This is a genomic window from Nocardiopsis tropica, from assembly GCF_042660575.1.
GTDB lineage: Bacteria > Actinomycetota > Actinomycetes > Streptosporangiales > Streptosporangiaceae > Nocardiopsis > Nocardiopsis tropica.
This window is the reverse complement of record NZ_JBHSUF010000021.1, coordinates 54,933-78,086: the sequence shown is the minus strand read 5'-3', so window position 1 is coordinate 78,086 and position 23,154 is coordinate 54,933. Positions and strand designations below refer to the sequence as shown.

Here is a 23,154-nt window from a genome sequence, read left to right as displayed (position 1 = left end):
GGATGGCGTGGAGTCAGTGTCACGCCATTCTCGCGTGCCTCAGGGTTCCCTTCCTGCGAGCGTGTCGCCGTACGTCGAGGCGCGTGTGCGGGTGGGTGCGTGCGCCGGTGTCAGCGTTCCGGCTTCGGGTCGGGTCGGCGGCCCGGTGTGTGTCTGGCGAGCATGGTCTGGACGGCCTGTTCGACGGCGTCGTGGATGTCGGAGGCCGCGGGGTTCCAGTCGGTCAGCAGCATGCGGGGCCACAGGACGTAGTTGGCGATCATGCCGAGGAACTGGTTCGCGGCGCTCACCGCGTCCGGGACATCGGCGTTGCCCGCCTCGTGCTCGGCTTCCAAGTAGTGCTGGACGGAGGTGAAGTAGGGCAGTTTGCCGAGCTGGAACTGCATCCGTCCCAGTTCGGGGAAGCGGGGCAGTTCGGCGATGACGATCCGGAACAGGGCTGTCATGCCGGGTCGGCCGACCAGGTCGGCATAGCGGTGGCCGATGGTCGCCAGTCCGGATCGCAGGTCTCCGGTCTGCGGCCGCGCGGCGGCGTCGCCGGCGTCACGCTGCCAGGACTCGGTGACGATGGCCTCGAAGAGGGCCGCCTTGGTGGGGAACCGCTTGAACAGGGTGGACTTCGAGACCCCGGCCGCTTCGGCCACCCGGGCCAGCGAGGTGCCGTCGTAGCCGCGATCCAGGAACAGCTCTGTGGCCGCGGTGATGATCGCCTCGCGTTTTTGCTGAGCGAGCCTGCGGTGGTGTGCGGAGAGTTCTGCTGCCATGCGGACAGTATGCCGCAGACCCGAGGCGAGTCACTTGACTCGCCACTCGGCCCTGCCTACGATGCGAGAGCAAGGCGAGTCGAGTGACTCGCATCTTATCTGTGGCGCCCGGGTGAACCCCGGTGGCCGCGCAGTGGAGGAACAGTTCATGACGATCGACAAGATCGCTCTGGTGACCGGTGCGAATCGCGGCCTCGGACGCGGAGCGGCCATCGCTCTGGCCAGACGCGGGGTGCGGGTCCTGGCCACCCATCGCGGTGACGCGGCCGGGGCCGAGAAGACGGTGGAACAGGTGCGGGCGGTGGGCGGGACCGCCGCAGTTCTCCGGCTCGACATCAGCGACGTCTCCTCCTTCGCCTCCTTCACCGGCGAACTGGGCGAACAGCTGGAGCGCTGGGGTGCTTCGCGGCTCGACATCCTGGTCAACAACGCGGGAGTGGGGATCTTCGGGCCGCTGGAGGACGTCACGGTCGACGACTTCGACACGGTGATGGGCACCAACGTCCGGGGCACGTTCTTCCTCGTCCAGTCACTCGTGCCGCTGCTGGCCCAGGGCGGCCGCGTCATCAACGTCTCGACGTCGCTGACCCGCCACACCAGCCCCGCCACCTCGGTCTACTCCGCCTCGAAGGCCGCCGTCGAAGCCCTGAGCCGCACCCTCGCCGCAGAACTCGGCCCGCGCGGCATCCGGGTCAACTCCATCGCCCCGGGGCCGACCGCCACCGATTTCAACGGTGGAGCGATGCGGGACGACGCCGAGATGCGCCGGGGCCTGGCCGGACAGACCGCGCTCGGCCGCGTCGGCGAACCCGAGGAGATCGGCGACGCCATCGCCGCGCTGGCCTCCGAGGACCTGCGCTGGGTCACCGCCCAGCGCATCGAGGTCTCCGGCGGCGCCCTCCTCTGAGCGGCCGGGCGACGGCCTGGAAAGACGCAGGCAGCGGGCCCCGGCTCACTCCCGGCCGGGTACGACAAGACCGCCGCCTCCTGCGAAGCGGCGGTCCCTCCCGCCCCGTTCCTGCCCTGGGCGAGACCTGTTCCAAGATGCACCCAAGGTGCACCGGCCCTGGGGACGGGGCGGCCAGGTGGCCTGCGCCGCCCACTACGCCCGGCCGCCCGCCACGGGCGGCCGGGCGTGCGGGTCAGGAGGGCTCGGCGGTCGCGGTGCGCCGCACCTTCACGGCGGTGACAGTGCGCCCGCTGGTCTCGGCGACCTCGGCCTCCCAGTCGCCGAAGGAGACCTTCTCCCCGGGAGTCCTGGGGATGTGGCCCAGGATCGCGATGAGCAGACCGGCGACGGTGACGTAGTCGCCCTCGGGGGGATCGTTCAGCGGCAGGTCCAGGTCGGACAGGTCGTGCACCGGGTAGGTGCCCGGCAGCGTCATGGTGCCGTCGTCGTTGGAGACCACGGTGCGGATGTCGGAGTCGGTCTCGTCGTAGATCTCCCCGACGATCTCCTCCAGCAGGTCCTCCAGGCTGACGATGCCGTCGATGCCGCCCATCTCGTCGACCACCACGGCCAGCTGCTGGTGTTCGGCGGTCATCCGGCGCAGGGCCAGGGAGACCACCAGGGAGTCGGGCAGCAGCATCGGCTCCCGCGCCAGCTCACCGGCCGCGCCCTCCCCGCGGACCAGGTCGGACCAGTGCACGACGCCGAGCACCTCGTCGAGGTCGTCGTCGGCGACGACGGGGGCGCGGGAGTGGCCGTGCTCGGCGAGCATGAGGGCGGCCTCCCCGGCCGGGGTGCGGGCCGGGATGGTGAAGACCTCGCCCCGCGGGACGACGACCTGGCGCAGCCGCCGGTCGTCGATCTCGAAGGCGCCCGAGATGATGGTGCGCTGCTCGGCCGTCATGCCGCGCTGGGTGGCGAGCATCTCGCGCAGCTCCTCCTCGCCGATCTCCTCCTTGGCGGCGGTGGGGTCACCGCCGGTCAGGCGCACGACCAGGTTGGTGGAGGCGCTCAGCAGCCACACCACGGGACGCGAGAGCGCGGCCAGCAGGTCCAGGGGGCGCGAGACCACCAGGGCCCAGGTCTCGGCGCGCTGCATGGCGATGCGCTTGGGCGCGAGCTCGCCGAAGACCAGGGTGACGAAGGTCAGGACGATGGTGACCAGGACGACCGAGACCGGCGCGGCCGCAGAGCCGAGGAAGCCGAGCGGTTCGACCAGGGGCTGGGCCAGGGCCACGGCCGCAGTGGCCGAGGCCAGGAAGCCGGCCAGGGTGATGCCGATCTGGATGGTGGCGAGGAAACGGTTGGGGTCCTTGGCCAGGCGGGCCACGGCCCTGCCGCCGGGCCCCCGCTCCGCCAGCTGCTTGATCTGTCCTTCGCGCAGGGTGATCAGGGCGATCTCGCTGCCGGCGAAGAGGGCGTTGACCACGACGAGGACCAGGACGAGGCCGATTTGAACCCCGTAGCTCTCCATAACTGCTGTCGTCTCCGATGCTGCTGGTGAAATGTGTGGTTCCTGCCCGGTTCCGGGCCGCACAAGCCTCCCACAAACAGCAGTCGGCCCAGAAGGACCGCCGCGAACCTCCGGAGACGGGGCGGGCGGGGCCGTGACGCCCCGTCCGCCCCCACACCCCAGCGCGCCCCCGCCCCACGGCGCGTCGACGCACCGCGGGGCGACCTCGCGGTTACGCCGGCTTCGGCAGGGTGAGGATCTCGGCCCCGTCCTCGGTGACGGCGATGGTGTGCTCGCTGTGCGCGGTCCGGCAGCCCGTCTCGCTGCGCAGCGTCCACCCGTCGTCGTCGGTGACGAGCCGGGCGGTGTCCGCCATGACCCACGGCTCCAGCGCGAGCAGCAGTCCGGGGCGCAGCTTGTACCCGCGGCCGGGCCGCCCGGTGTTGGGGACGTGCGGGTCCTGGTGCATCGTCGAGCCGATGCCGTGGCCCCCGAACTCGGTGTTGATCGGGTACCCCGCCCCGCGCAGCACCTTGCCGATGGCGTGGGAGATGTCGCCGATGCGGGCCCCGGGCCCGGCGGCGGCGATGCCCGCGGCCAGTGCGCGTTCGGTCGCCTCGATCAGCGCGACGCTCTCCGGCGGCCGGGAGCCGCCCACGACGAAGCTGATGGCGGAGTCCGCGGCGACCCCTCCCAGGGAGACGGCGAGGTCGAGCGTCAGCAGGTCGCCGTCGGCGAGCGCGTAGTCGTGCGGGAGGCCGTGGAGCACCGCGTCGTTGACGGCGGTGCAGATGTAGTGGCCGAACGGTCCGCGTCCGAAGGACGGCGCGTAGTCGACGTAGCAGGACTGCGCGCCGGCCTCGGTGATCATCTCCTGGGCCCACCGGTCGATCTCCAGGAGGTTCGTGCCCACCGTGCTGCGGTCCCTCACCGTCCGCAGGATGTGGCCGACCAGGGCCCCTGTCTCTCTGGCCTGGGGCAGCTTGTCAGGGTCCAGGATCTCGATCATGCGGCGCCTTCCTCATGCAACCAATAACTATACCGTCCGTACTATACCGACTTCGGGGTCCGAACGAGGCCAGGCCGTTCCGCACGCCCGCGGACAACGGCTGCGGGGAGGACGGCCACAGGATCCGGCGCCGGGAGCGGGGCTTGGTTCCGAAGCTCCTCACCCCCGGCAGCGGCCGGAAAGTGTCCCATACTGGTGCGCATGAAGGATTCATCCTCCCCCCGCCCCCTCGGCCCGCTCCGGGCCGTCGCGTTGGCTGCCGCGGTCCTGGTGGCCGGCGCCTGCTCTCCCCCCGCCCCCCAGGACGAACCGGGTCCCGCCGCCTCCGGCGAGCCGGCGTCCTCCGCCGACGCCGGTGAATCCTCCCGGGTCACCAGCCTGAACGCCGACTTCACCACGCAGGCCCAGCTCGTCGAAGGGCTCACCGCGGCCGTGCGGAACGTCGAGCGCACCCCGGACTCCAGGGGCGCCCCCTCCCTGGCATTCGACCTCACACTCACCAACGCCACGGGCCAACCCTTCGACGCCACCGGCGTCGCCGTGTTCGTCTTCCACGGCCCCGACAGCAAGGAGGCGTTGCCGGCCATCCTGGAGGTCGACGAGAGCGGCAACGGCACCCTGGCCCACTTCGACGCACCGATCCCCGACGGGCAGGAGGCGACCGTCACCTACGGGTTCGGCGTGTACCCCGACCACGAACAGGTGCTGATAGAGATCGTCCCCGAGGGTTCCGAAGGGTTGTACTTCAGCGGCACCGTCCCCACCTGAGAAAGTCCGCGGGGGACGCCGGTCCGCGCTCACGCGCCTGCGACGGCCGAACGGCGCCGTGGCCGGACCCCTGTGCGAGGGGAGGGACCGCCTCGGCCCTCCCCGGCGGGTCCGGCATTCTCCCGCACACCCCCGGCAAGGAGAACTGTTGAGTTACGACGTGGTGGCCCTGGTCGCGGAAAGGCCCGACGAGCCGGCGATCATCAACGCCCTTCGAGGCGTCGACCCGGAACTGCGGCTGCACCGGCACAAGGACACCGGCGTCCTGCAGATCCGCGACGGCGACGGCCGACTGCTGGCCACCCTCGAACCCGGCCGGCCGGTGGAGGCCGCGGGCGAGGTCGAGCGCCTGCTCGGCGCGGAGGTCGTGGCGGGTCTGCCCGACCGGTTCTGGTGGACGGAGACCCGGGCTCGTCCCGACGAGCAGGGCCGCGAGGTGGCACACCGGTTCGCCGACCGGCTCGCCCTCACCCTCGGGGGAGCGGTGTGGACCTCGGGAGCGGCCGACTTCGGCCTGTGGGAGGAGTCCGAGCACCCGGCGGCCGAGCGCGCCGCGGCCAGGGCGGTCCTGGTCGCCCAGGACCGGGACGTGGTGCCCTTCTCCTCCTGGCTCAGCGACGCGGTGGCCACCCACGCCGGCCGCAAGACGCTCCAGGTGCTCACCCCGCCCACCGCACGGCTCACCTACGGCGTGCGCACCTTCCTCGCCGGGCCGCTGGGCCGCTGGGTCGTGCGCGGCCAGGACGGCGGCCACTACGACGGCCTCACCGGACTCGCCGTGCACTGGGACCACACCTACGGGTTCCTCGCCGACAAGGAGCCCTCCGGGCCGAACTGGGCGGCGAGGGAACCCGGCGCCGCGCCGGAGCCCGGGTTCCTCGTCGGCTTCGCCGAAGGCGCCGGGACACAGGTGGTCGTGGACGTGTCCGCCCTCCACCCGGGCCCCGCCGCCCCGCGCCCGGGCCGCGCCGCGGAGATCGTCGCCGAGCACCTGGCCGGGCACGCCCCGGCGGCCTGGGGCCCCCACGAGCCCGCGCTCCGGGAGTGGGACCGCGAGCGCATCGCCCGCTTCGCGGCCGAGCGCGGCCCCAGGGCGTCGATCCTCTACCTCGCCGGGCCGCTCGGCCGGGGGCAGCCGCTCGCCGGGCAGATCAGCCTCACCCACCGGGGCGGCCGCCTCCTGGAACGGGTCTCGATCGTGGCCGGGTTCGAGGAACGGGAGAGCGTCCCCTTCGGCGCGCTCCCGGACCTGGTGCGGGCCCTTGCAGCGGAAGGACTCCTGGAGAGCCTGCGGGTACGCCATGTGCCGGGGCACAGCGACACCACCTGCGGACCCGTGTGGGCCGGACCCCCGACCCCGGTCGGAGTGGCCATCGGCCCCGACCGCCTGCGCGCGATCGGCCTCGGCCGCGCCCAGGCCGGACCCGTCAGGGGCACGCTCGTGGGGGAGGGCGAGGACCGGGCGCTCTGGTACCCCGTGGTGCAAGACGCCGCATCGCCCCTGAAGGGCCTGTGGCTCATGCAGCGCCAGACCGACTACCTCGCCTCGGCCTCCCCGGGGTGAGGGGCGGGCCGGAGCCGCCGCCGACAGCCGCCAAGACGGTTGGCGGCGTCACTCACGGGCTGCGCCGGGCGGGCGGCGGACACGGGTGCGGAGGACATGCCCCGTGCGGGGCCCGGCCGGTGTGACGCCCGGGTCCCGCACGGGAAGCCGGGATCAGCGCTCCATCAAGGCGAAGACCCCCCAACCGAGGTACTCACGTGTGGCGCGCGCATAGCGGGCGGGCTCCGCGTCGAGCTCCTCCCGCACCTCGGGGGCCAGCTCGTCGTCCGGGTTCCGGTCGAGCCAACGGCGCAGGTTGAGCCACTGCGCCGCGGCGTACCGGTCCCAGCTGTCCTGGTCGGCCAGCACCATCTCCACGACGTCGTACCCCAGACCCTGGAACTGCCCGATCAGCTCCGGCAGCGACAGGAAATCGTCGATGCCGGCGGCGTTGCAGGCCCTGGCGGTCTCCTCGTCCGGAGGGGTCCGCCGCCAGTACGGCTCACCGATCAACATCAGGCCCCCGGGGCGCAGGCTGCGGCCGAGCAGCTCGGCCGTCCCGGCGACGCCGTCACCGATCCAGGTGGCGCCGACACAGGCGGCCAGGTCGACCGGCTCGTCCGCGACATGGCCGGAGGCGTCGCCGTGGACGAACTCGACGCGGTCGTCGACGCCGAGCTCGACGGCGCGGGCCCGGGCCTGAGCGGTGAAGGCCGTGCTGATGTCGACGCCCGTGCCCGTGAAGCCCAGGTCGCGTGCCCAGGTGCACAGCATCTCGCCCGAGCCGCTGGCCAGGTCGAGCACCCGCGTCCCGGGGTCCAGGTGGAGCGCCTGACCCAGGGCGGCGAACTTGGCCGGGGTCAGCGGGTTGTGGATGCGGTGGCTGCTCTCGCGGATGGTGAAGATACGGGGAAGGTCCATGACCTGATTCCTTTCCGTCATGCCTTGAAGTTCGGGGACTGCTTGATGGCGCGTCGCAGGCGCGCGCCCTGCTTGGCCTGCCGGTTCATCTCGGCGCGCAGCCGCGCGTCGGTGCGGGAGGCGGCATGGGCGTTCTCGCGAAGCAGCCGGTGACAGCTGTCGGGGCGCCGCCCGGTGAGCCGGCCGTCCTCGACGGCGGCAGTCGGGGGGACGAGCACCGCGCGGGCGGGCCCGGTCTCGGCGACGACGTCGCACAGGCCGCGTGCGGCCCGCACCACGCGGCCCGGGACCGGTCCGCCGGCCCGCGACGGGGAGAAGGAGCGCTCGCGCTCCGCCTCCCAGCCGTAGTCGGCCGGTGTCAGGACGCGCTCGGGCGAAGGGGGAGCAGAGCGGTGTGAAGCGTGTTGATGAAACACAGTGGAGACCCTTGGAAAGGGGCCCCGCCGGACGGCAGGCGTGCCGGAACCACCCCTACGGGGGAGGAAGGCAGGCGAAGGTCAGGACGAGGCCCGGGAAGTGAGGATGGTCCGGGCACCGCGCACAGCGGTGGTCTCCACGACAGTCATCAACTCACCTCCTTCGGTCTCCGCAAGCGAACAGGTCGTCGCTGCGCCAGAAACTGTAGCATCCGATTCGACGAGCCCGGAGGGGAGTTCCGTCACCGGTTCCGGTACGTGCCCGCGAAGACCCGTACCCGGTGGAGCGTCCACCGGTTCCGTCGTCCCGCACCGGCCTGTCCGGCGGCCGGGCCAGGGGAGCTCGTCGGACAGGTCTCCCCCTTCTCGGCGGCGAGGGCCCGGAGCTTCTCGGCGTCGTCGGCGGAGGCGCCCACGAGCGCCCCGGGCCCTCGTCGCGGGGCTGTGCGGCATGGCCTGCGAGGTCATCGTGCTCGTGCGTGCGACGATGACGGCCGATCGGGCCGCCCGGAGAGCCTCCTGACGCAACGCCCGACACGGCAGCCCCACCGAGAGGACCTCCGATGCGCAGCGTGATCTCTTCGATGGGCGTCTCACTCGACGGCTACATCGTCGGGCCGGACGGCGGCTTCGCCTGGACGGAGCCCGGTGACGAGGTCTTCCGCTTCGTCACCGACGAGACACGCGGGATCGGCGTCTACCTGTTGGGGCGGCGGCTCTACGAGACGATGCTGTACTGGGAGACCGCAGACCGGGATCCATCGCTCGACGCCCCGACGCTCGAGTGGACCGAGCTCTGGACGTCCCTCCCCAAGGTGGTCTTCTCCACCACGCTGTCGGCGGTACAGGGCCGTGCCCGCCTGGCCTCCGGCGGTCTGGCGGAGGAGGTCGAGCGGTGGCAGGCCGAGCCTGGAGAGGGCGACATCGCGATCGGCGGCGCGACGCTCGCGGCCGAGGCGGCCGAACTGGGTCTGATCGACGAGTACCGGGCCAGGGTCCACCCGGTGCTGGTCGGTGGCGGGATCCCCTTCTTCCCCCGACGCGAGCGCCGGGTGGATCTCGAACTCGTCGAGAACCGCACCTTCGATTCGGGGGTCGTGTACGTCCGCTACCGCGTGGTGCGTCAGCGCCACCACGAGGACCCCTCGTCCGGTGAGCGGGCAGACGTGTAGAGGCCGCGGTCCCTCCGCGAGCGGCGCGGCGTGCGCCCGGCCACCCGGCGCACCCGCACCGCGATGGAGCACGACCGCCGGGGTCCGGAGCCGGGCACCTGTCGGACCGAACGGCGCGGAACCAACTCCTGAGCCACAGCGTCACAAGCCTTTGATGAGAACTGAAGAGAAGGCGGTGGCCCCGTGAGCCACATGCAGGACGCACTCGTGCTGACCCCGAGCCGTCGCAGGGTCTGGACCAGGCTGGCCGTCGCCGCGGTGCCCCTCGTGACGGCGACCATCGGCATCTGGGTGAAGGCCGGGCCCGTGGCCGGCCTCATCGCGGGCGCCCTGTTCGCCGTGATGGTCGTGCTGCTCCTGCTGCACACGCGCCGCTCCAGCATCGTCCTGACCCCGTACGAGTTCATCGAGAAGGGGCTGGGCTTCCAGCGGCGCCGTCCCAGGGGCCGCATCGCCCGCCTGGTCCGCGCGAACGTCGTCGTGCCCCGCTCGGGTGCCAACGAGACCCTGTACGTGCTCGACGCCGACAACGACGTGGTGATCAGGCTGTACGGCGCGAACTACACGTCCCAGGACATGGACCGCCTGGTGGAGGCGCTCGCCGTGCCGTGCGAGGGCCCCGACCGGCCGGTCACCTACGCCGAACTGGCCAGGACCCACCCGCACGTCCTGTCGTGGGTCGAGCGGCACCCCGTTCTGATGACCCTGACGATCCTCGGCGTCCTGCTCCTGCTCGTCGCGGTGTTCGTCCTGTCCATGCTCCTGCTGGATATGACGGGGTACGTGTAGGACCGGTCCGGGAAGGGCGCGCGACCAGAAGGCCGGCCGGGGCCGCGGGGCACACCGCGGGGCAGGGCGCCCCCGGCGGTCACGCACGGGAATCGAGACGGTGGGAGCGCGGAGGCCTCGGCCCCTGCTCCTTCCCGGCCCCTCTCGTCCGCCTCCCCGGTCGGGGAGCGCCCCGACCGACGGCGGTGCGGGGGGCGGCGGGGCGCTACGGCCGCCCGCCCAGCCCCGCCTAGCACCGCGCCGCTCAGCCCCTGCCCGACCGGGACGGCCGGTAGGTCGACTCCCGCGGGAGTCGGCGACGATCAGGGTGAACGCCCGGGCGATCCTGTCGGCGAGGTCGCCGTCGGCGGGGCGCAGCACGGCGGGAGGCCCTGTCGACGGGAGGGACGGGGACGCCCTTTGTCACTGGGGCTCAGTAGCGTCGCGCCCATGTCGCACACCGCGTACACCTACGCCTATCTGCGGCCCTCCGCGGTGCACAGCACCGCGACGGGGGACACGCTCAGCCTCCAGACCTCCGGGGGGACCACCCCTGCGGGACGGGCCGGCCGTCCGCGGTTCTTCGCAGGCTTCCTGACGAACCCCCAGGTCGCCGCGGCCGGTCTGCTGAGCGTCGCCGACACCGCCGCCGCCCGCTACCACCGGCCGCAGAACAGGGCGTCGCTCGACCCGGTGGTCACCGGGAACGGCGACCGGCTCCGGTTCGAGTCGTTCTCCGGCTGCTGCGGGGTGTACGCACGGCTCGACCTGCTGGACGAGGCCCTCGACGGCGACGACGTCCGGCACGGCACGACCAACGTCGACGTCAACGCCCCCCTTGCCGACGCCCTGGGCCGCGTCGGACCGGGCGACCCGCTGTACCTGGAGGTCGGCCCCGACGAGCTGGCCGTCACCACCTTCGACGGGCCGGTGGTGGAGAAGAAGGTGCCGCTGCCCGACCGCTGGCTGCGCGGCTTCGCCGAAACACAGGTCATCGCCTCGGGGTTCGACCTGCGCGCCGAACTCGCCGCCGCCGACGCCGTCCGCTTCCTCCGTTCGCTGCCCCGCCCCAACGCCGCCCGGGGCGCGTCGCGCGGGGCCCTCTGGGCGGTGCCGTCCGGCCGCACGCTGCGCACCACCGCGCGCGCGGTCCCCGGGGCCGTGTGTCTCGCGGGCCCGGAACGGCTCGCCCCGCTGACGCGCGTGCTGCGCCACGCCACGGGACTGCGCATCCACGGCCCCCGCGTCGCCGCCGGAAGCGCCCCCGTGGCGAGCGCGTGGGAGGTCCTCCTCCCCGGGATGCGCCTCACCCTCACCCTGTCCCCGGACACCGCACGCGGGTTCTCCGGTGAGGGCGGTGTCCTCGACGCCCTGGCGGCGGAGGATTCGACCGACGACGCCGACCTGGTGTCGGTTCTGCTCGCCTGGGAACCCACCGTCGACGTCGGAGACCTGGCCGCGCAGTCAGGACTCACCCCCGAGCGTGTACGGGCGGCGCTCACCCGCCTGGGCACGGCCGGGCGCATCGGCTACGACGTGTCGGAGGCGGCGTACTTCCACCGCGAACTGCCCTACGAGACCGGGCGGGCCGAGCGCCACAACCCCCGGCTGAGGGCCGCCCGGGCCCTGGTCGAGGCGGGCTCGGTCCGCTTCGACGGTGACGAGCCCGCCACGGTCACCGTCGACGGCCGCGTCCACCGGGTCCGGTCCGCGCAGGGGCGCCTGACGTGCACCTGCCAGTGGTGGGCCGAGTACCGCGGAGGACGCGGCCCGTGCAAGCACGTCCTCGCCGTCCGCATCGCCCGCCCCCTCACCCCTGCCGACCACACACCGGAGCCCCGATGACCGACCGCCCCGCCTACGACATCCCCGACACCGCCACCCCGGGCGTGCGAGCCGTGCTGCACGCCGTACGCGAGGGCCGCGGGCAAGACGTCTGCCGACTGCTCGAGCCCCTCGCCGACGCCGAGCGCCGCACATGCCTGCCGGTGCTCAAGACCTGGCGCAGGTCGGTGCGCAACAACTGGGGGCCCGAGCACCTGGCGGTGCGCACGGCTCTGTTCTACGCCGGCGCGGGATGCTCCACCGGTACGGCCGACGCGGCGCAATGGATCGCGAGCCCCGATCTGCGCTGGGTCGACCGCGACACAGCGCTGGTCGTCTCCGTGGTCGCCCATCGCGGACCGGAGTGGCTGGCCAAGGTCGTCCACCGGCTGGCGGAACGCCGCACCGTGGCCGAGGAGGAGTATCCCCTGATCGCCCTGCTGGCACGGGCCGCGGGCTGCGAGCTTCCCGCGACCGACGGCGTCGTCCTGGGCTGGGAGCAGAGCATCGGCGGCTGGGGCCGCTCGATCGAGGACGACCTGCGCAAGGACCCGTGGCTGACCGTCATGGTCCCGCGGCTGTTCGAGGTGCCCGGGACCGGATCGAGCTTCCAGTACTCCTGGCCGAACGATGCGGGCTGGCCGCACGCACTGGCCCGGCTCGCCGGGGAAGGACTGCTCGACCGGGCGATGCTGCTCGACGGCTGCCTGTCGCGGCTGCTGCGCGAGCCCCGGACCGGCACGGTGCGGGGCTTCCTCGCCCTGTTGACCGCGCTGGACCCGACCGAGGACGAGCACGCGGCACGCCTCCTCACATGGGTACGGATACTGCCCGACGCGCACCCGCAGGCGGCGGCGCGCGCCCAGCAGGCACTGGCCGTGCTGGACGAGGCGGGCCGACTGGACGACGAGCACCTGATCGAGGCATCGCTGGCCGCCCTGGTCCGTCCCGAGAAGAAGATCGTGCGGACCCAGTTGACCCTCCTCGACAAGGCGATCAAGCGCGACCGGTCACGCGCCGACGTCCTGCTCCCCGTCGTCGCCGAGGCGTTCGGCCAGGAGGAGCACAGCCTCCAGGAGCGCGCCCTGGCCCTGGCCGTGCGCCACAGCCGGCACGCGGACGCCGCCGTGCTCGCCGGGCTGGCCGCAGACTCCGGCAGGCTCGCCCTGGATCTGCGCCGACGGGCCGCGGACGCGTTCGGCGACGCCGTTCCCACGGAGGCTCCGGAGGAGAGCGGGGATGCCTCGCTGCCGCCCGCACCGGAGCCCGAGCGGCTGGCGCCGCCCGCGCCCACCGCCGAGCTCGCCGAGGACGTGGCGGCGCTGCTGCACGGCAACGGCACCCCGGCCCAGGAGGAGCGTGCGCTGAACGCACTCGTGGTGCACGCCCGCGCCGATGCGGACGGCCTGCGCGCGGCCCTCGAACCGGTCGCGGCACGCCACCGCGAACGCGTGCCGTACGTGAACGCCTCCGACGGTCTGTGGTTCGTCGTCCACACCGCCGTGTACGGTCTCCCGCCGCGGAACCTGGACTACATCCGCTCCCTGGTCGAGGGACACCAGTGCCCGCACCAGGCGACCGGATCCATCCGCTTCCTGCGCGCGGACGAGGTCGCCGTACGGCTGCACCGCGACCCCCCGCCGGGCCTGCTGGCCACGCCCACCTGGTCGACGGGGACGATCGACCCCGCGGACCTGGCGGCGCGGATCGCCGACTACGAGCGCTCCGGCGCCGAACCCGGGCCGGTCGACCTCCAGCAGGCGCTGCTGCGTCTGGACCGCGACGTCTCGCCGGAGGCGCACACGGCCGCCGGGCGCCTCACGTCCCCGGCGGGGCGTCGGCTCGCGTCCTGGCTCGCCTCGGGCGGACTGCCCGATCCCGTCCTCACCCGCACCGCCGAACCGCTGCGCCTGCGCTCGCCCCGCCCCGGCGTCCTGGTCCGTACCGCGGCCCTCCCCGGGCACGCCGAATGGCCCGAGCCGTTCCAGTCCCTGCTCGCCGGGCACGACCCCGTCGGCAGCCCGTGCAGGTGCCACGGCGGAGGGGAGTGCTCCGCTGAGGCGCTGGCGATCCTGCCTCAGCACCGGGAGGTCATCGCGGGGCGCATGCTGGTGTCCGTCGCGATCCTCGCCGAGTACGACCGACTCGACGAGCACGCGCCGGTGCTGCCCGCCCTCGCGGAGTCGGGCGGCCAGGCCGGGCCCGCGACCCACCTCATCATGGCCTACGGTCTGGGAGCCCGCCGCCCGGAGTCGCAGATGCACGCCGTGGACGCGATCCTCACCCTGGCCGCCCGCGGCCAACTGGACACGCAGCGCCTGGGCGAGGACGTCGGCGAACTCACCGTCCTGCGCCGGCTCAAGGCGCAGCGCTACGCGAAGGTCCTGCGTGAGGTTTCCCGCGGCGGGGGGCACGACCTGGTGTGGTCCCTCCTGTCGGCGTCCCTGCCCGTCCTGCTGCGGGGTGCCCCGCCGTCCGGCCTGGCGGCCGTGATCACCCTGGCGGCGGACTGCGCGGAGCTCTCCGGGGCCAAGGGCCCCGAGATACCGTGTATCACCGAACTGGCGTTCCGCCCGGGATCATCGCAGCTGGTCAAACAGGCCCGGCGCATCCGCGACATGATCACGGCACCGTAGCGCGTGTTCGGGCGGGGGTGGCGGGACCGAAGGCGGTTTGCCCAGCGGGCCCGTCACCTACGCCGAGCCGGCCAGGACCCGTCCACACGTCCTGTCGTGGGTCGAGCGGCACCCCGTTCTGCCGGCCCGGGTGGTCGTCGGCGTCCTGCTCCTGTTCCTCGCGTTGTTCGTCCTGGTCATGCTCCTGCTGGACGTGACGGGGTACGTGTAGGACCCGCCCCGCGGGGGTGGGGGACCGCAGCCCCTGCGGGTCCGTGGGGGAACACCCGCCGGCCGGGCCCACCGGGCGCACCCGGCTCCGGGGCCGGTGCCGAGAGGAACCCCTGCCCCCGCGTGTTCCTTCCCGGCCGACCGCCGGGTCGCGCCCTGCCCACCCGGACCGGGGGGCCCGGTGGACACGCACAGACCCCTGCGCACCCCTTCATCAGCAGGAAGGATCCTGTCGCCCGCGGATTCCGTCGAGGAGGAAGGCGGTGCGGCGGTCGTACGCGTCCCGGGGCGGGCGGGCGCCGTGTTTGAGCGCGAGTGCGTTGTCGACGACGAGCGCGTGGAGGTCGTCCGGCGTGAACTCGGGCCGCAGGGTTCCGGAGGCGTGACCCGCGGCGACGAGTTCGCCGTTGATCTCGCCCGCGGCCCGGCAGATGTCCATGAGCTGCTGTGAATGGGGAAATTCCTGCAGCAGGACGTCGTTGGCGGTGGGCTGGCGGTACTGCAGGTCCCGGATCGCGGTGATGTAGTACGCGACCCTCTCCCCGGCGCCGTCGAGGGCCCGTGTCCGGTCGATGGCGGCGTAGAGCTCGTTCGCGACGACCTCTTCGATGACGGCCTCGATGAGTCCGACCCGGCCGCCGAACCGGTTGAAGATCGTCGCCTTGCTCACCCCGGCCGCCCTGGCCACCTCCTCCAGCGGCACGCTCAGTCCCCGCCCCTGGAAGGCACCGATCGCGGCGCGGCGGATCTGCTCCGCGTTGCGCCGGGCGTCGGCGCGCAGCCGAGGCCTCGCGGGTGTCGCACCGGTCATGGTCCCTGCCGTTCCTCGCTGACGCCACCGTAAGTTGACTCTTGGGGTCAGTTTATCTACGGTCGACGGCGGACGCGAAACTGACCGCGCTGGTCAACTTATGCGACGGTCCGCCACCGGGTCGGACACCAGCGCTGACGCCCAGGGAAGGCCACGAACATGATCGTCGTCACCGGTGCCACCGGCACCCTCAACGGAGCCACAGTCGAGCACCTCCTCAAGCGCCTGCCGGCCGACAGGATCGGCGTCAGCGCGCGCGATGTCGCCAAGGCCCAGCACTTCGCCGACCGCGGCGTGCGCGTACGGCAGGGCTCCTACGAGGATCCGGCCGCTCTGCGCGACTCCTTCGCCGGCGCCGACCAGGTGCTCCTGGTGTCCGGGAACGACCCGGCGGCCGACATGGTGGGTCTGCACCGCAACGCGATCGAGGCGGCCGTCGAGGCCGGCGCCCGGAGGATCCTGTACACGAGCCAGCAAGGCGTTGCGACGGACGGCCCGTACCCTCCGGCGGCCATTCACGCCGCCACCGAGACGATCCTCGCCGATGCGGGGGTCGCATGGACCTCCCTGCGCTACGGCTTCTTCTCCCACAGCTTCGCCCCCCTGCTCGGGCCGTGGCGGGAGACCGGGGTGATCGCCGCACCGGCCGACGGACCCGTCCCGTGGACCGCCCCCGCCGACCTGTCCGAGGCCACGGCGGCCCTCCTCTCCGGTGAGCGCTCCTTCGACGGAGCCGTCACCCTGATCGCCGGTGAGGCCGTCACCCTCGACGACTTCGCCGGGATCGCCTCCGAACTCAGCGGCCGCTCCGTCGAGCGTGTCGTCGTCGACGACGAACAGTGGGTGACCGACCAGACGGCGGACGGTGTTCCGGAGCAGGCGGCCCGCTTCATGCTCACCATGTTCCGTGCGACCCGTGAGGGCTACTTCGCGCAACAGGACCCGCTGCTGGCCGAACTCCTGGGCCGTGAACCCCGCGGCGTCGCCGACCGGCTCGCCGAGCAGATCGGGGCCTGAAGGGCTCGGAGCGGGGCCGAGGAGGACGTCGTGGACCGGGCTCCCCGGCCGCCGGCCGCGGGCGACCGGGGAGCCCGTGTCCGCCAGAGCGCCGGACCACGTCGTCGAGCGCGCAGGTGCTCCGGCGTGCCCGGTGCGGAGCCGGTCCATCGGTCCGAGGTCCCTTCGCGGTGCCACTGCGTCACGGGACAGCCGTGCCCCGAGACGGTTCTTTGACATCCGAGGTCGCGCACAGGCCCTTTCCCGTGCAGCGGCTCCGTCCTCGACGAGCGGTGCGACCCGGGGTAGTGGCGAGAGGGCTCGTCTTCGCCAAATATCAACAAGAGTGACTCAAGACACCCTCTTGGTTCATGTGGTGACAATGCAGAACATCCGGCCTGCTCAGGTCGATTCCGGTGGCCGTGGGGACGGCGTTCGAGGTGGAACAAAGCCCCTGAGGAAAGTCACTGCATGTAGGCATACTGCAACTGCAAACCCTCAAAGGCAGGTGCAGCGCTGACAAAGAGGAGAAAAGCCGGGCGAATGAAGTTCGAGCTGGTAGACCCCCCAGAGCAACCCCCCACCCCCGGAGAACTCCCCGGCCCCTCCGCCGCGAGCCAGGACCGGCAGGAACAGGCCGCGTCCTCCTCGGCCCCCGAGCACCACGACACCCTCCTCCCACCGGTCAGGCAACGCATGAACACCGCGGTCGAAGGCGTCCGCGCCTCGCTCGACCAGCTCAGGGCCCGCGTCGCGGACAAGAGCATGGCCGAGGCCGCACGTGCGGCTGCCCAGGTTCGCGACGCCGACGCCGGCACCGCCTTCCACCCGCACCGGTTCACCGCCCGCACACAGGCGGGTGAGCGATGAGCCGGTGGGACATCGACGTCCACGGTGTGGCGCTGACCCTGACCGACTTCAGCACCCAGCTGGGCCTGGACGGCGAGGGCTTCTCCGCCACCATCGACACCACCGCCGACGGCATCGACATGGCCCTGACCAACGCCAAGAGCCCCCCGGTCGAAGCGGCCCTGGGCGGGTTCCTCGGCCACTTCACGACCCAGACCAACGCCATGTTCACCCGCAGCCTCTCCTGCCTGCAGGGCGCCAACGACGCGACCCTCGCCTACGACCAGGGACAGGAGGAGATGGCCGCCGAAGCCCAGAGCCAGGCCGGCACCGGCTTCAACCTCGACCTGGGACCCGACGCCCCCGCCACCCCCGGAGGACCGCGGTGACCTTCGAGCCCACCCAGCCCCAGGACGGGGTGGACCCGAACATGTTCACCCTCATCGACCCCGAGGCCATCCCCTACCCCCTGACCGACGTCTGGTCGCTCAACTACGCCGCCGAGACACTGCGCACCGGCGGGGAGAACCTCCTCGGCGGCGCCGAGGACATGCACTCCACCTGGGCAGGACTACAGGCCCACTACGTCGCGCCGGAGAGCGAGACGCTCTTCGCCGCCATGGACCCGGTGGTGACCCGCGGCGAGGACATCCAGAGCGACCTGGCCACCGTCGCCGACGCCCTGGAGGAACTGGCCGAGGCCGCCTCGACGGCGCGTTCTTCGCTCAACACCCTCAGGATCGAGGCGCAGTCGTTCTGGAACAAGCACCACGACAAGAAGGTGTGGTGGCTGGACAAGGACGACGAGACCGACGAGTGGGCCCTCCAGGAGAACATCCGGCTCAAGGACGGCGTCAACACGGCCTGGGCTGCGTTCAACGAGGCCGAGAACGCCTGCGCCACACGGATCTCCGCCCTCTTCGGCGGACCCTCCTACGCCTCGCCCGATCAGGCGGGCGGGGACGACGTGCTCGTCTACGGGCTGCCCACCGACGCGGGTGAGCGCGAGGCCCCGGGGTTCGACGAGACCTTCATGGACCCGGCCAACGACTTCACCGCGTGGTTGGGCACCGAATTCCACCCCTCCATGGCGAGCTTCTCCAACAGCACCGACCAGGCCGCCTGGGACATCCTCGTGGTCGACGGACTGTGGGGGTCTGCGGTGGGGCTGGCCTCGCTGTCCGGCCTGTGGCACCCCCAGGGCGGATGGCAGATCACCCCCAGCGGGCGCTGGGAGAACGCCAAGAACACCGTCAAGGACGGATGGATGGACGCGATGACCTTCATCGGCGTCCACGACGAACAGGGATGGGTGGCCGATGGCGCCGAGGGCACCAGGTGGGACCGCTGGACCACCAACATCGGCGCCAGCTGGGACCAAGCGGTGGAGGGGCACACGGCCTGGTCCAGGCGTGAGGAGGACCCGGAGTACACCGGTTCCACCAGCGTCCTCAACACCGCGCTGATGACCGTGGGCATCCCGCTCAAGATCGGCACGACCGTGCTGACGCTCGGGCCGGGCGGAGAGGCGATCACCCCCTCCAACCGGGACGGCTCCTATTCCGACGGCAACGGCCAGTCCTCCCAGACCGGCGGGCGCCTCCCGGTGGGCCCGAGCAGCCCGCTGCCCCAGCGCCTGGAAGAAGGAAGCACGCCGATCGGCGAGCGCTTCCGGCATGACCTCACCCTGCTCCGGGAATCGCTCCTGGACCCTGACCAGTACCGCAACACGCCCGCACCCCGGCCGGATGCGCCCTCCCCGTCCCCGAACCGGCCGGTGGTCGGCGACGGCGGCGACCAGCCCTCCCCGACCGCACACCAGCGCGGCGACACCCCGCAGGGTCAGGGAGAGGGCCCTTCGCCCGACCGCCCCCGTGCCGAGGACACGGACACTCCCAGAAGGCCTGACCAGGACACCGAAGCCCTCGCGCCGACCACCCTCCCGGACACCGAAGGACAGCGCGGCGACAACGCCGAGCAACGAGCCGAGGACGGTCCCGAACAGCGTCCTACGAGTCGTACGGACGATGAAGGAACCGACGGTCAGGGCGACGACCGCCCCGTGCGGCGTGACGACGCTCCGAGTGAAGAACCCGCACGTCCGGAAACCGCCACCGGCGGTGGTGAGGGCGGCGGAGACCAGCCGCCCCGGGACCGCACCGCCACCGGTGGGGATGATGGCGAAAATGCTGACTCAGGTGAGGAGAATATTTCTCCTCCCTCTGATCCAGACTTGGAAAGAAGGCTCGATAAGGCAGAAAAAGCCGAGAATGGTCTTCGTGATGCGAATTTGTCTGAAGAGGAGATTCTTGCCCTCCGTGGAGATCATCCCCGTGATGGAGACCAGTGGCAGCGTGTCGCATCGGCTCTCAGTCAGAAGTTTGGGGGAGGTGTGGCAAACGATATGCATCCGAGAGCCACTCGCTTTGCCATGGAGGGCGCCGAAAACCCGCGAGAATTCGCCTATCGATACGAGTACTTCAAGGCCACTTTTGACGAATTGGCAACTGAACTCCAGGAAAGTGGAGTAAGCAAGAGGGATTCGCAGAGAAATGTGGCGTCCGAGATGACAGATGATTTTGTTGCTCAACGCCTGGAGCAGGACCATGCTGCGGTCGAACAGAAAAGGCCCGATCAGCCAGCTCGAGTAGATACAGAATTGCCGCCCGAAGAATTCGAGCAGGCAATCCGAGGTCAGGCTGGCAATATCGGCATGGGTCACCAGACGTCCACTGCCTACCATGCGCGGAAGCACTATGATGAGATTCAGCCGTGGGAGCAGGGAGGTAGTATTGTAGATGACTATATGGACAGTGCGGAGGAGACGATCCGGAACGGAGAGATTCGTAGCCGGGAGCCACTTGACGGTGGTGGTGAGAGATTGGAAATAGTAAGACCGAAGCTTGACTTGGACGGGAATCAGGCAATCGACAAGAGAAAGAAAAAAGAAGTATTCTTGAGGGCGATAGTGATTGTCAAGGAAGACGGTTCTATAGTCATGCCGACATACGGCAACACGGTCTTCAAAGACTAGTTCAACTGGGGGAGTTTATGTCTCAAGAAGACATGATAAAAATTATTGAAAAACTTGAAAAGAAAAAAGGCAAAAAAGAGGCGGTGTTGGAAGTCGGCTCGGTGCTCGACTCTCTGCCTTCTGTCTATGTCGAATTGAAGAGTAGTCCCGTTTCTGTTGATATTTCAGAAGGCTTCAGGGCTTCCTTCTCCAGGCTTTTGGTGAATGAGGATAACCTAGGGGGCTTGAGGGCCTATGTTGGAAAGTGTTCCAACTATGCCGAGCGTGGTCGCCTAGATGGTTTTGAAGTGGCGTGCTGGATGCGCTCTGTGCTGCAAATACTCGACGATGAGTTCATGGATTGGGATAGTGTTGGTCCAACAAGTGTAGAAGTTACCTTCCATGAGGATCTTGAAGATATAGATGAAATTATCAAGGATGTTTCTGATGAAGCTCCGCCTGTGCGGAGTTCGGATATTCCAGACTGGGTTCCCGAAGGGTACTGGTGGTGGAGTTCCCCAGTTCGACAAGATATGAGTGAAGAAGAAAAAAGAACACGGCTTGAATATGACCATCTCGATGGTGTGTACGATGAATGACAATGTCTGATTTTTCTCTGAATTTTATCCCCTTTCTTCCTGCTCTCTTTTGGTGTTCCCCGGTCTGAGGTCGGTGCAGGTGAAGTCATATCGAAATATTCAGCGCGGAGCAGACGTATCGGAGAGTAAGGATGCGTACGATATTTATCGTAGTCACCTTCCATCTGCGCAGATGAGACCCTCGATTGATTGCTTGGATCACCCTGTTGGTGGTATGCCCGCACTCCAGGTCTTGAGCGAACCGGAACAGCTCTGTAGGCGCCACTATGAGAAGTCGCCGCTGTGATCGAAGACCTTCTACTGCTCAGGAGTTTCCTTGTCTTCTGACCCCACTCCCGGAGAGATCGCCGCTGCGCGGTTGCGTGCAGACCCCAGCCTGGTACAGCGACGTCTGGACCAGGATCTGGCTGCGATAGCAACGCTCGGACGTAGCGGAGTGCGTATAGAATCCGACGCAGATTCGGCTGCTGTGTGTGAGAAGCTTCGTTCTTACGCGAACATGCTGACGTTCGATTCCCCCGTCAACGCCGCGACGCAGACCAAACGCCGACTTGTTGAACTGCCTTTTACGGAACGCAGGGACGGCACGCCCGTCCGTGCATTCCACGCGTCGGCGTCCACAACAGTGCGAGAAGGAGCTGTGGTCAGCGACATTGCGGACTCCCACGGGTCACGCGTCCTGACCTTCCACCGAGCGGCGGCCGACACCGAGCTGGCTGCCGTGACCTTGTCGGCACGGGTGCGCGTGGAGACCGACGGGGCGGCCAACTTGGACGGTTACGGCTGGCCGGCGCCCCCCACCGAGCCCGTGCACACCTTCAGCGGAAGCGGACACGAGCTGATCTTCCAAGCCGCAGCCGATCTGGCCGACCAACACGTCCCGCTCGACCGGGCACTTCTCCTTCTCTGGGGAGCCACGCTCCAGGGAGGGACGCCTACCCAGGGCGAGAGGTTTCGCATTGCCGAACTCGCCGCGGCTCGAACGGGGGAGATCAACGCCTACCTCGGCCAGACCGACACCTACGCGCTGATGTCCGAGGGAGAGGGCTGGTACGGAGCCTGCCTGTATCGCTCGGCTCTGGAGAACCTGTTCGAGATCTATCTCGGCAGTCTGACTTTCACCTTGCTGGACGCCGAAGACATTGACGACACCGACGAGGAGCTCCGGACGAACCTGTCAGGCGTGCGAGGTGCTGGCACCGCGGTCCCCGAAGGCGTTCCCGTGAGTCACTGGTGGTGGGAGATGGCCACGAACGGATAGTTAACTCTCCTATATCCGCAGGCATGCCCATAAGGTGGAAGGTGAATGGTGGGCGAGCTGTTTCGTGATCCCATTGAGGTTGGGTCTTGGTCCTGGGATATTGATTTTCAGGGGTGGCCAGGGGTTCAGGCCGCGCGGGCCTGCTCCGAACTCCACGGCTCTCCGTTGCCGATGGCAGCTCGGTCCTCGACCGGGGGCGTCCGTGCGGTGGACCTGCACCACGGGTAGGAGCAGGCCTCCTGCTCGTAGGATGTGCCGCTGTTCCTCTCGTCGTGCCCCGCGTCGCGCACGGCCGGGTTCGTCGGCATGACCACTGATCGCGGGCGGCCCTCAGAGTCCGAGCCAGGTGTGCAGGCGGTTCGCCAGCCAGGCGGGGTTCTGCAGCGGGAGACCGTGCCCGCATCCCTCGACGATCTCCAGCTCGCTGCGGGGGAGGGCCCGGCGCAGCGTCTCGGCCGACTTCTTCATGAGAGTGCGCTCCCCGGCCCCGGCGAGGAGGAGCGACTCACCGGGGAAGGCCGACCACCCCGCGGGCACGGTGAAGCGGATGTTCTCGCCGACGGCCGCGAGCAGCGTGCCCCTGGACACGGTCGAGGAGGTGCGGAGGTAGTCGTCGAGGAGCTCGGGCGGGATGAAGAGCTCCTTCGCCTGCAGCCGGGCGAACCTTTCGTGCTTGGCGAGCCCGGCGGTCGCACCGAGCAGGGCGAGGAGCAAGCGTGGCGCCGGTGAGGGGACGGCCTGCGCGCTCACGGCCGCGACCCGGTCGACCAGGTCCGGCCGGCGGGCGGCGAGCAGGACCGCCAACTGCGCGCCGAGGGAGAACCCGACGACCGCGGCGGGCGTCGCCGTCTCCTTCTCGAGCAGCGACGCCAGTTCGGCGACCGCCTGCTCGTGCGAGCGGTAGGCCGTGTCGGCGCTGCGGTCGTGTCCAGGAAGATCCGGTACGAGGAGCCGGAGCCCCGGGTCCAGGTGCGCTCTCAGGGGCTCCCACATCCACCCTGCGACGCCGCCGCCGTGCAGGAGCAGCACGGGCCTGTCCTCTACGCGGCCGAATGTCCTCATGTACACGTGCGTTCTCATTCCCGGAGGGCGGAGCGGTCGGGCGCCGGGGGTGATCCGCCGGGCTCGAAGGTCGCGGCCATTATCGCGTCGGAGCCGCACTGCCGGACCAGGACCTGTCCCGAGTTCTGAT

General features: G+C 70.3%; 22 protein-coding genes. 14 read left to right on the top strand and 8 right to left on the bottom strand.

Annotation, left to right across the window (positions count from 1 at the left end):
• Positions 1-110 precede the first annotated feature (110 nt).
• Complete coding sequence (locus tag ACFQBR_RS27385; protein WP_344181321.1) at positions 111-764, bottom strand: TetR/AcrR family transcriptional regulator; 654 nt, start codon at positions 762-764, stop codon at positions 111-113.
• Between the two features lie 148 nt (positions 765-912).
• Here ACFQBR_RS27385 and ACFQBR_RS27380 point away from each other — a divergent pair, with 148 nt between their 5' ends.
• Entirely contained in the window at positions 913-1,671 is a 759-nt protein-coding gene (locus ACFQBR_RS27380) for an SDR family NAD(P)-dependent oxidoreductase (RefSeq protein ID WP_344181319.1), read from the top strand.
• 235 nt (positions 1,672-1,906) lie between these two features.
• Here the strand turns inward: ACFQBR_RS27380 and ACFQBR_RS27375 are convergent, their stop codons facing one another.
• On the bottom strand, positions 1,907-3,187 hold the full coding sequence (locus ACFQBR_RS27375; RefSeq protein WP_267944762.1) for a hemolysin family protein: 1,281 nt from the start codon (positions 3,185-3,187) through the stop codon (positions 1,907-1,909).
• Between the two features lie 211 nt (positions 3,188-3,398).
• A complete protein-coding gene (gene map / locus ACFQBR_RS27370; RefSeq protein ID WP_267944761.1) occupies positions 3,399-4,175 on the bottom strand; it encodes a type I methionyl aminopeptidase in 777 nt (258 codons plus the stop codon).
• A gap of 201 nt (positions 4,176-4,376) precedes the next feature.
• On the opposite strand from map, the gene ACFQBR_RS27365 reads away from it, so the two are divergent.
• Entirely contained in the window at positions 4,377-4,943 is a 567-nt protein-coding gene (locus ACFQBR_RS27365) for a hypothetical protein (protein WP_267944760.1), read from the top strand.
• Positions 4,944-5,091: 148 nt separating this feature from the next.
• Positions 5,092-6,507, top strand: coding sequence for a DUF6177 family protein (locus tag ACFQBR_RS27360; protein WP_344181316.1), 1,416 nt, complete (start codon positions 5,092-5,094; stop codon positions 6,505-6,507).
• A 153-nt stretch (positions 6,508-6,660) separates the two neighbouring features.
• Here ACFQBR_RS27360 and ACFQBR_RS27355 read toward each other — a convergent pair whose 3' ends face one another.
• Together ACFQBR_RS27355 and ACFQBR_RS27350 are read right to left on the bottom strand one after the other, a co-directional pair.
• On the bottom strand, positions 6,661-7,407 hold the full coding sequence (locus ACFQBR_RS27355; RefSeq protein WP_344181314.1) for an SAM-dependent methyltransferase: 747 nt from the start codon (positions 7,405-7,407) through the stop codon (positions 6,661-6,663).
• 17 nt (positions 7,408-7,424) lie between these two features.
• Entirely contained in the window at positions 7,425-7,823 is a 399-nt protein-coding gene (locus ACFQBR_RS27350) for a hypothetical protein (RefSeq protein ID WP_344181312.1), read from the bottom strand.
• A gap of 563 nt (positions 7,824-8,386) precedes the next feature.
• On the opposite strand from ACFQBR_RS27350, the gene ACFQBR_RS27345 reads away from it, so the two are divergent.
• From ACFQBR_RS27345 to ACFQBR_RS27325, 5 genes are all read left to right on the top strand, one after another.
• Positions 8,387-8,995 carry a dihydrofolate reductase family protein gene (locus ACFQBR_RS27345; protein WP_344181310.1) on the top strand — a complete coding sequence of 203 codons (609 nt, stop codon included), beginning with the start codon at positions 8,387-8,389 and terminating at the stop codon, positions 8,993-8,995.
• A 183-nt stretch (positions 8,996-9,178) separates the two neighbouring features.
• Positions 9,179-9,784, top strand: coding sequence for a hypothetical protein (locus tag ACFQBR_RS27340; RefSeq protein ID WP_378554782.1), 606 nt, complete (start codon positions 9,179-9,181; stop codon positions 9,782-9,784).
• Between the two features lie 429 nt (positions 9,785-10,213).
• Positions 10,214-11,608 (top strand): SWIM zinc finger family protein, encoded by a 1,395-nt coding sequence (locus tag ACFQBR_RS27335; RefSeq protein WP_344181308.1) that lies wholly within the window; start codon positions 10,214-10,216, stop codon positions 11,606-11,608.
• The gene (locus tag ACFQBR_RS27330) at positions 11,605-14,223 is read left to right on the top strand and encodes a DUF7824 domain-containing protein (RefSeq protein ID WP_344181306.1); all 2,619 of its coding nucleotides are present in this window, start codon (positions 11,605-11,607) and stop codon (positions 14,221-14,223) included. Before ACFQBR_RS27335 ends, ACFQBR_RS27330 begins: the two co-directional genes overlap by 4 nt.
• Positions 14,224-14,260: 37 nt before the next feature.
• The gene (locus ACFQBR_RS27325) at positions 14,261-14,434 is read left to right on the top strand and encodes a hypothetical protein (RefSeq protein WP_267944751.1); all 174 of its coding nucleotides are present in this window, start codon (positions 14,261-14,263) and stop codon (positions 14,432-14,434) included.
• Between the two features lie 213 nt (positions 14,435-14,647).
• Here the strand turns inward: ACFQBR_RS27325 and ACFQBR_RS27320 are convergent, their stop codons facing one another.
• The gene (locus ACFQBR_RS27320) at positions 14,648-15,244 is read right to left on the bottom strand and encodes a TetR/AcrR family transcriptional regulator (RefSeq protein WP_267944750.1); all 597 of its coding nucleotides are present in this window, start codon (positions 15,242-15,244) and stop codon (positions 14,648-14,650) included.
• 159 nt (positions 15,245-15,403) lie between these two features.
• On the opposite strand from ACFQBR_RS27320, the gene ACFQBR_RS27315 reads away from it, so the two are divergent.
• The 6 genes from ACFQBR_RS27315 (at position 15,404) to ACFQBR_RS27290 (ending at position 21,962) form a co-directional block, all read left to right on the top strand.
• Positions 15,404-16,261: an NmrA family NAD(P)-binding protein gene (locus ACFQBR_RS27315; RefSeq protein WP_344181303.1), complete on the top strand. Its 858-nt coding sequence runs from the start codon at positions 15,404-15,406 to the stop codon at positions 16,259-16,261.
• Between the two features lie 522 nt (positions 16,262-16,783).
• Positions 16,784-17,110, top strand: a complete 327-nt coding sequence (locus tag ACFQBR_RS27310) for a cell envelope biogenesis protein TolA (protein WP_344181301.1) — start codon at positions 16,784-16,786, stop codon at positions 17,108-17,110.
• Positions 17,107-17,478, top strand: a complete 372-nt coding sequence (locus tag ACFQBR_RS27305) for a DUF6507 family protein (protein WP_267944747.1) — start codon at positions 17,107-17,109, stop codon at positions 17,476-17,478. The genes ACFQBR_RS27310 and ACFQBR_RS27305 overlap by 4 nt, the downstream gene beginning before the upstream one ends.
• Complete coding sequence (locus ACFQBR_RS27300) at positions 17,475-20,123, top strand: hypothetical protein (RefSeq protein WP_344181299.1); 2,649 nt, start codon at positions 17,475-17,477, stop codon at positions 20,121-20,123. Before ACFQBR_RS27305 ends, ACFQBR_RS27300 begins: the two co-directional genes overlap by 4 nt.
• Before the next feature lie 17 nt (positions 20,124-20,140).
• A complete protein-coding gene (locus ACFQBR_RS27295) occupies positions 20,141-20,701 on the top strand; it encodes a hypothetical protein (RefSeq protein WP_267944745.1) in 561 nt (186 codons plus the stop codon).
• A 499-nt stretch (positions 20,702-21,200) separates the two neighbouring features.
• Positions 21,201-21,962 (top strand): hypothetical protein, encoded by a 762-nt coding sequence (locus ACFQBR_RS27290; RefSeq protein WP_344181298.1) that lies wholly within the window; start codon positions 21,201-21,203, stop codon positions 21,960-21,962.
• 125 nt (positions 21,963-22,087) lie between these two features.
• Here ACFQBR_RS27290 and ACFQBR_RS27285 read toward each other — a convergent pair whose 3' ends face one another.
• Together ACFQBR_RS27285 and ACFQBR_RS27280 are read right to left on the bottom strand one after the other, a co-directional pair.
• Complete coding sequence (locus ACFQBR_RS27285) at positions 22,088-22,270, bottom strand: hypothetical protein (protein ID WP_267944743.1); 183 nt, start codon at positions 22,268-22,270, stop codon at positions 22,088-22,090.
• A gap of 22 nt (positions 22,271-22,292) precedes the next feature.
• Positions 22,293-23,024 (bottom strand): alpha/beta fold hydrolase, encoded by a 732-nt coding sequence (locus ACFQBR_RS27280; RefSeq protein ID WP_378554776.1) that lies wholly within the window; start codon positions 23,022-23,024, stop codon positions 22,293-22,295.
• Between the last annotated feature and the right edge of the window lie 130 nt (positions 23,025-23,154).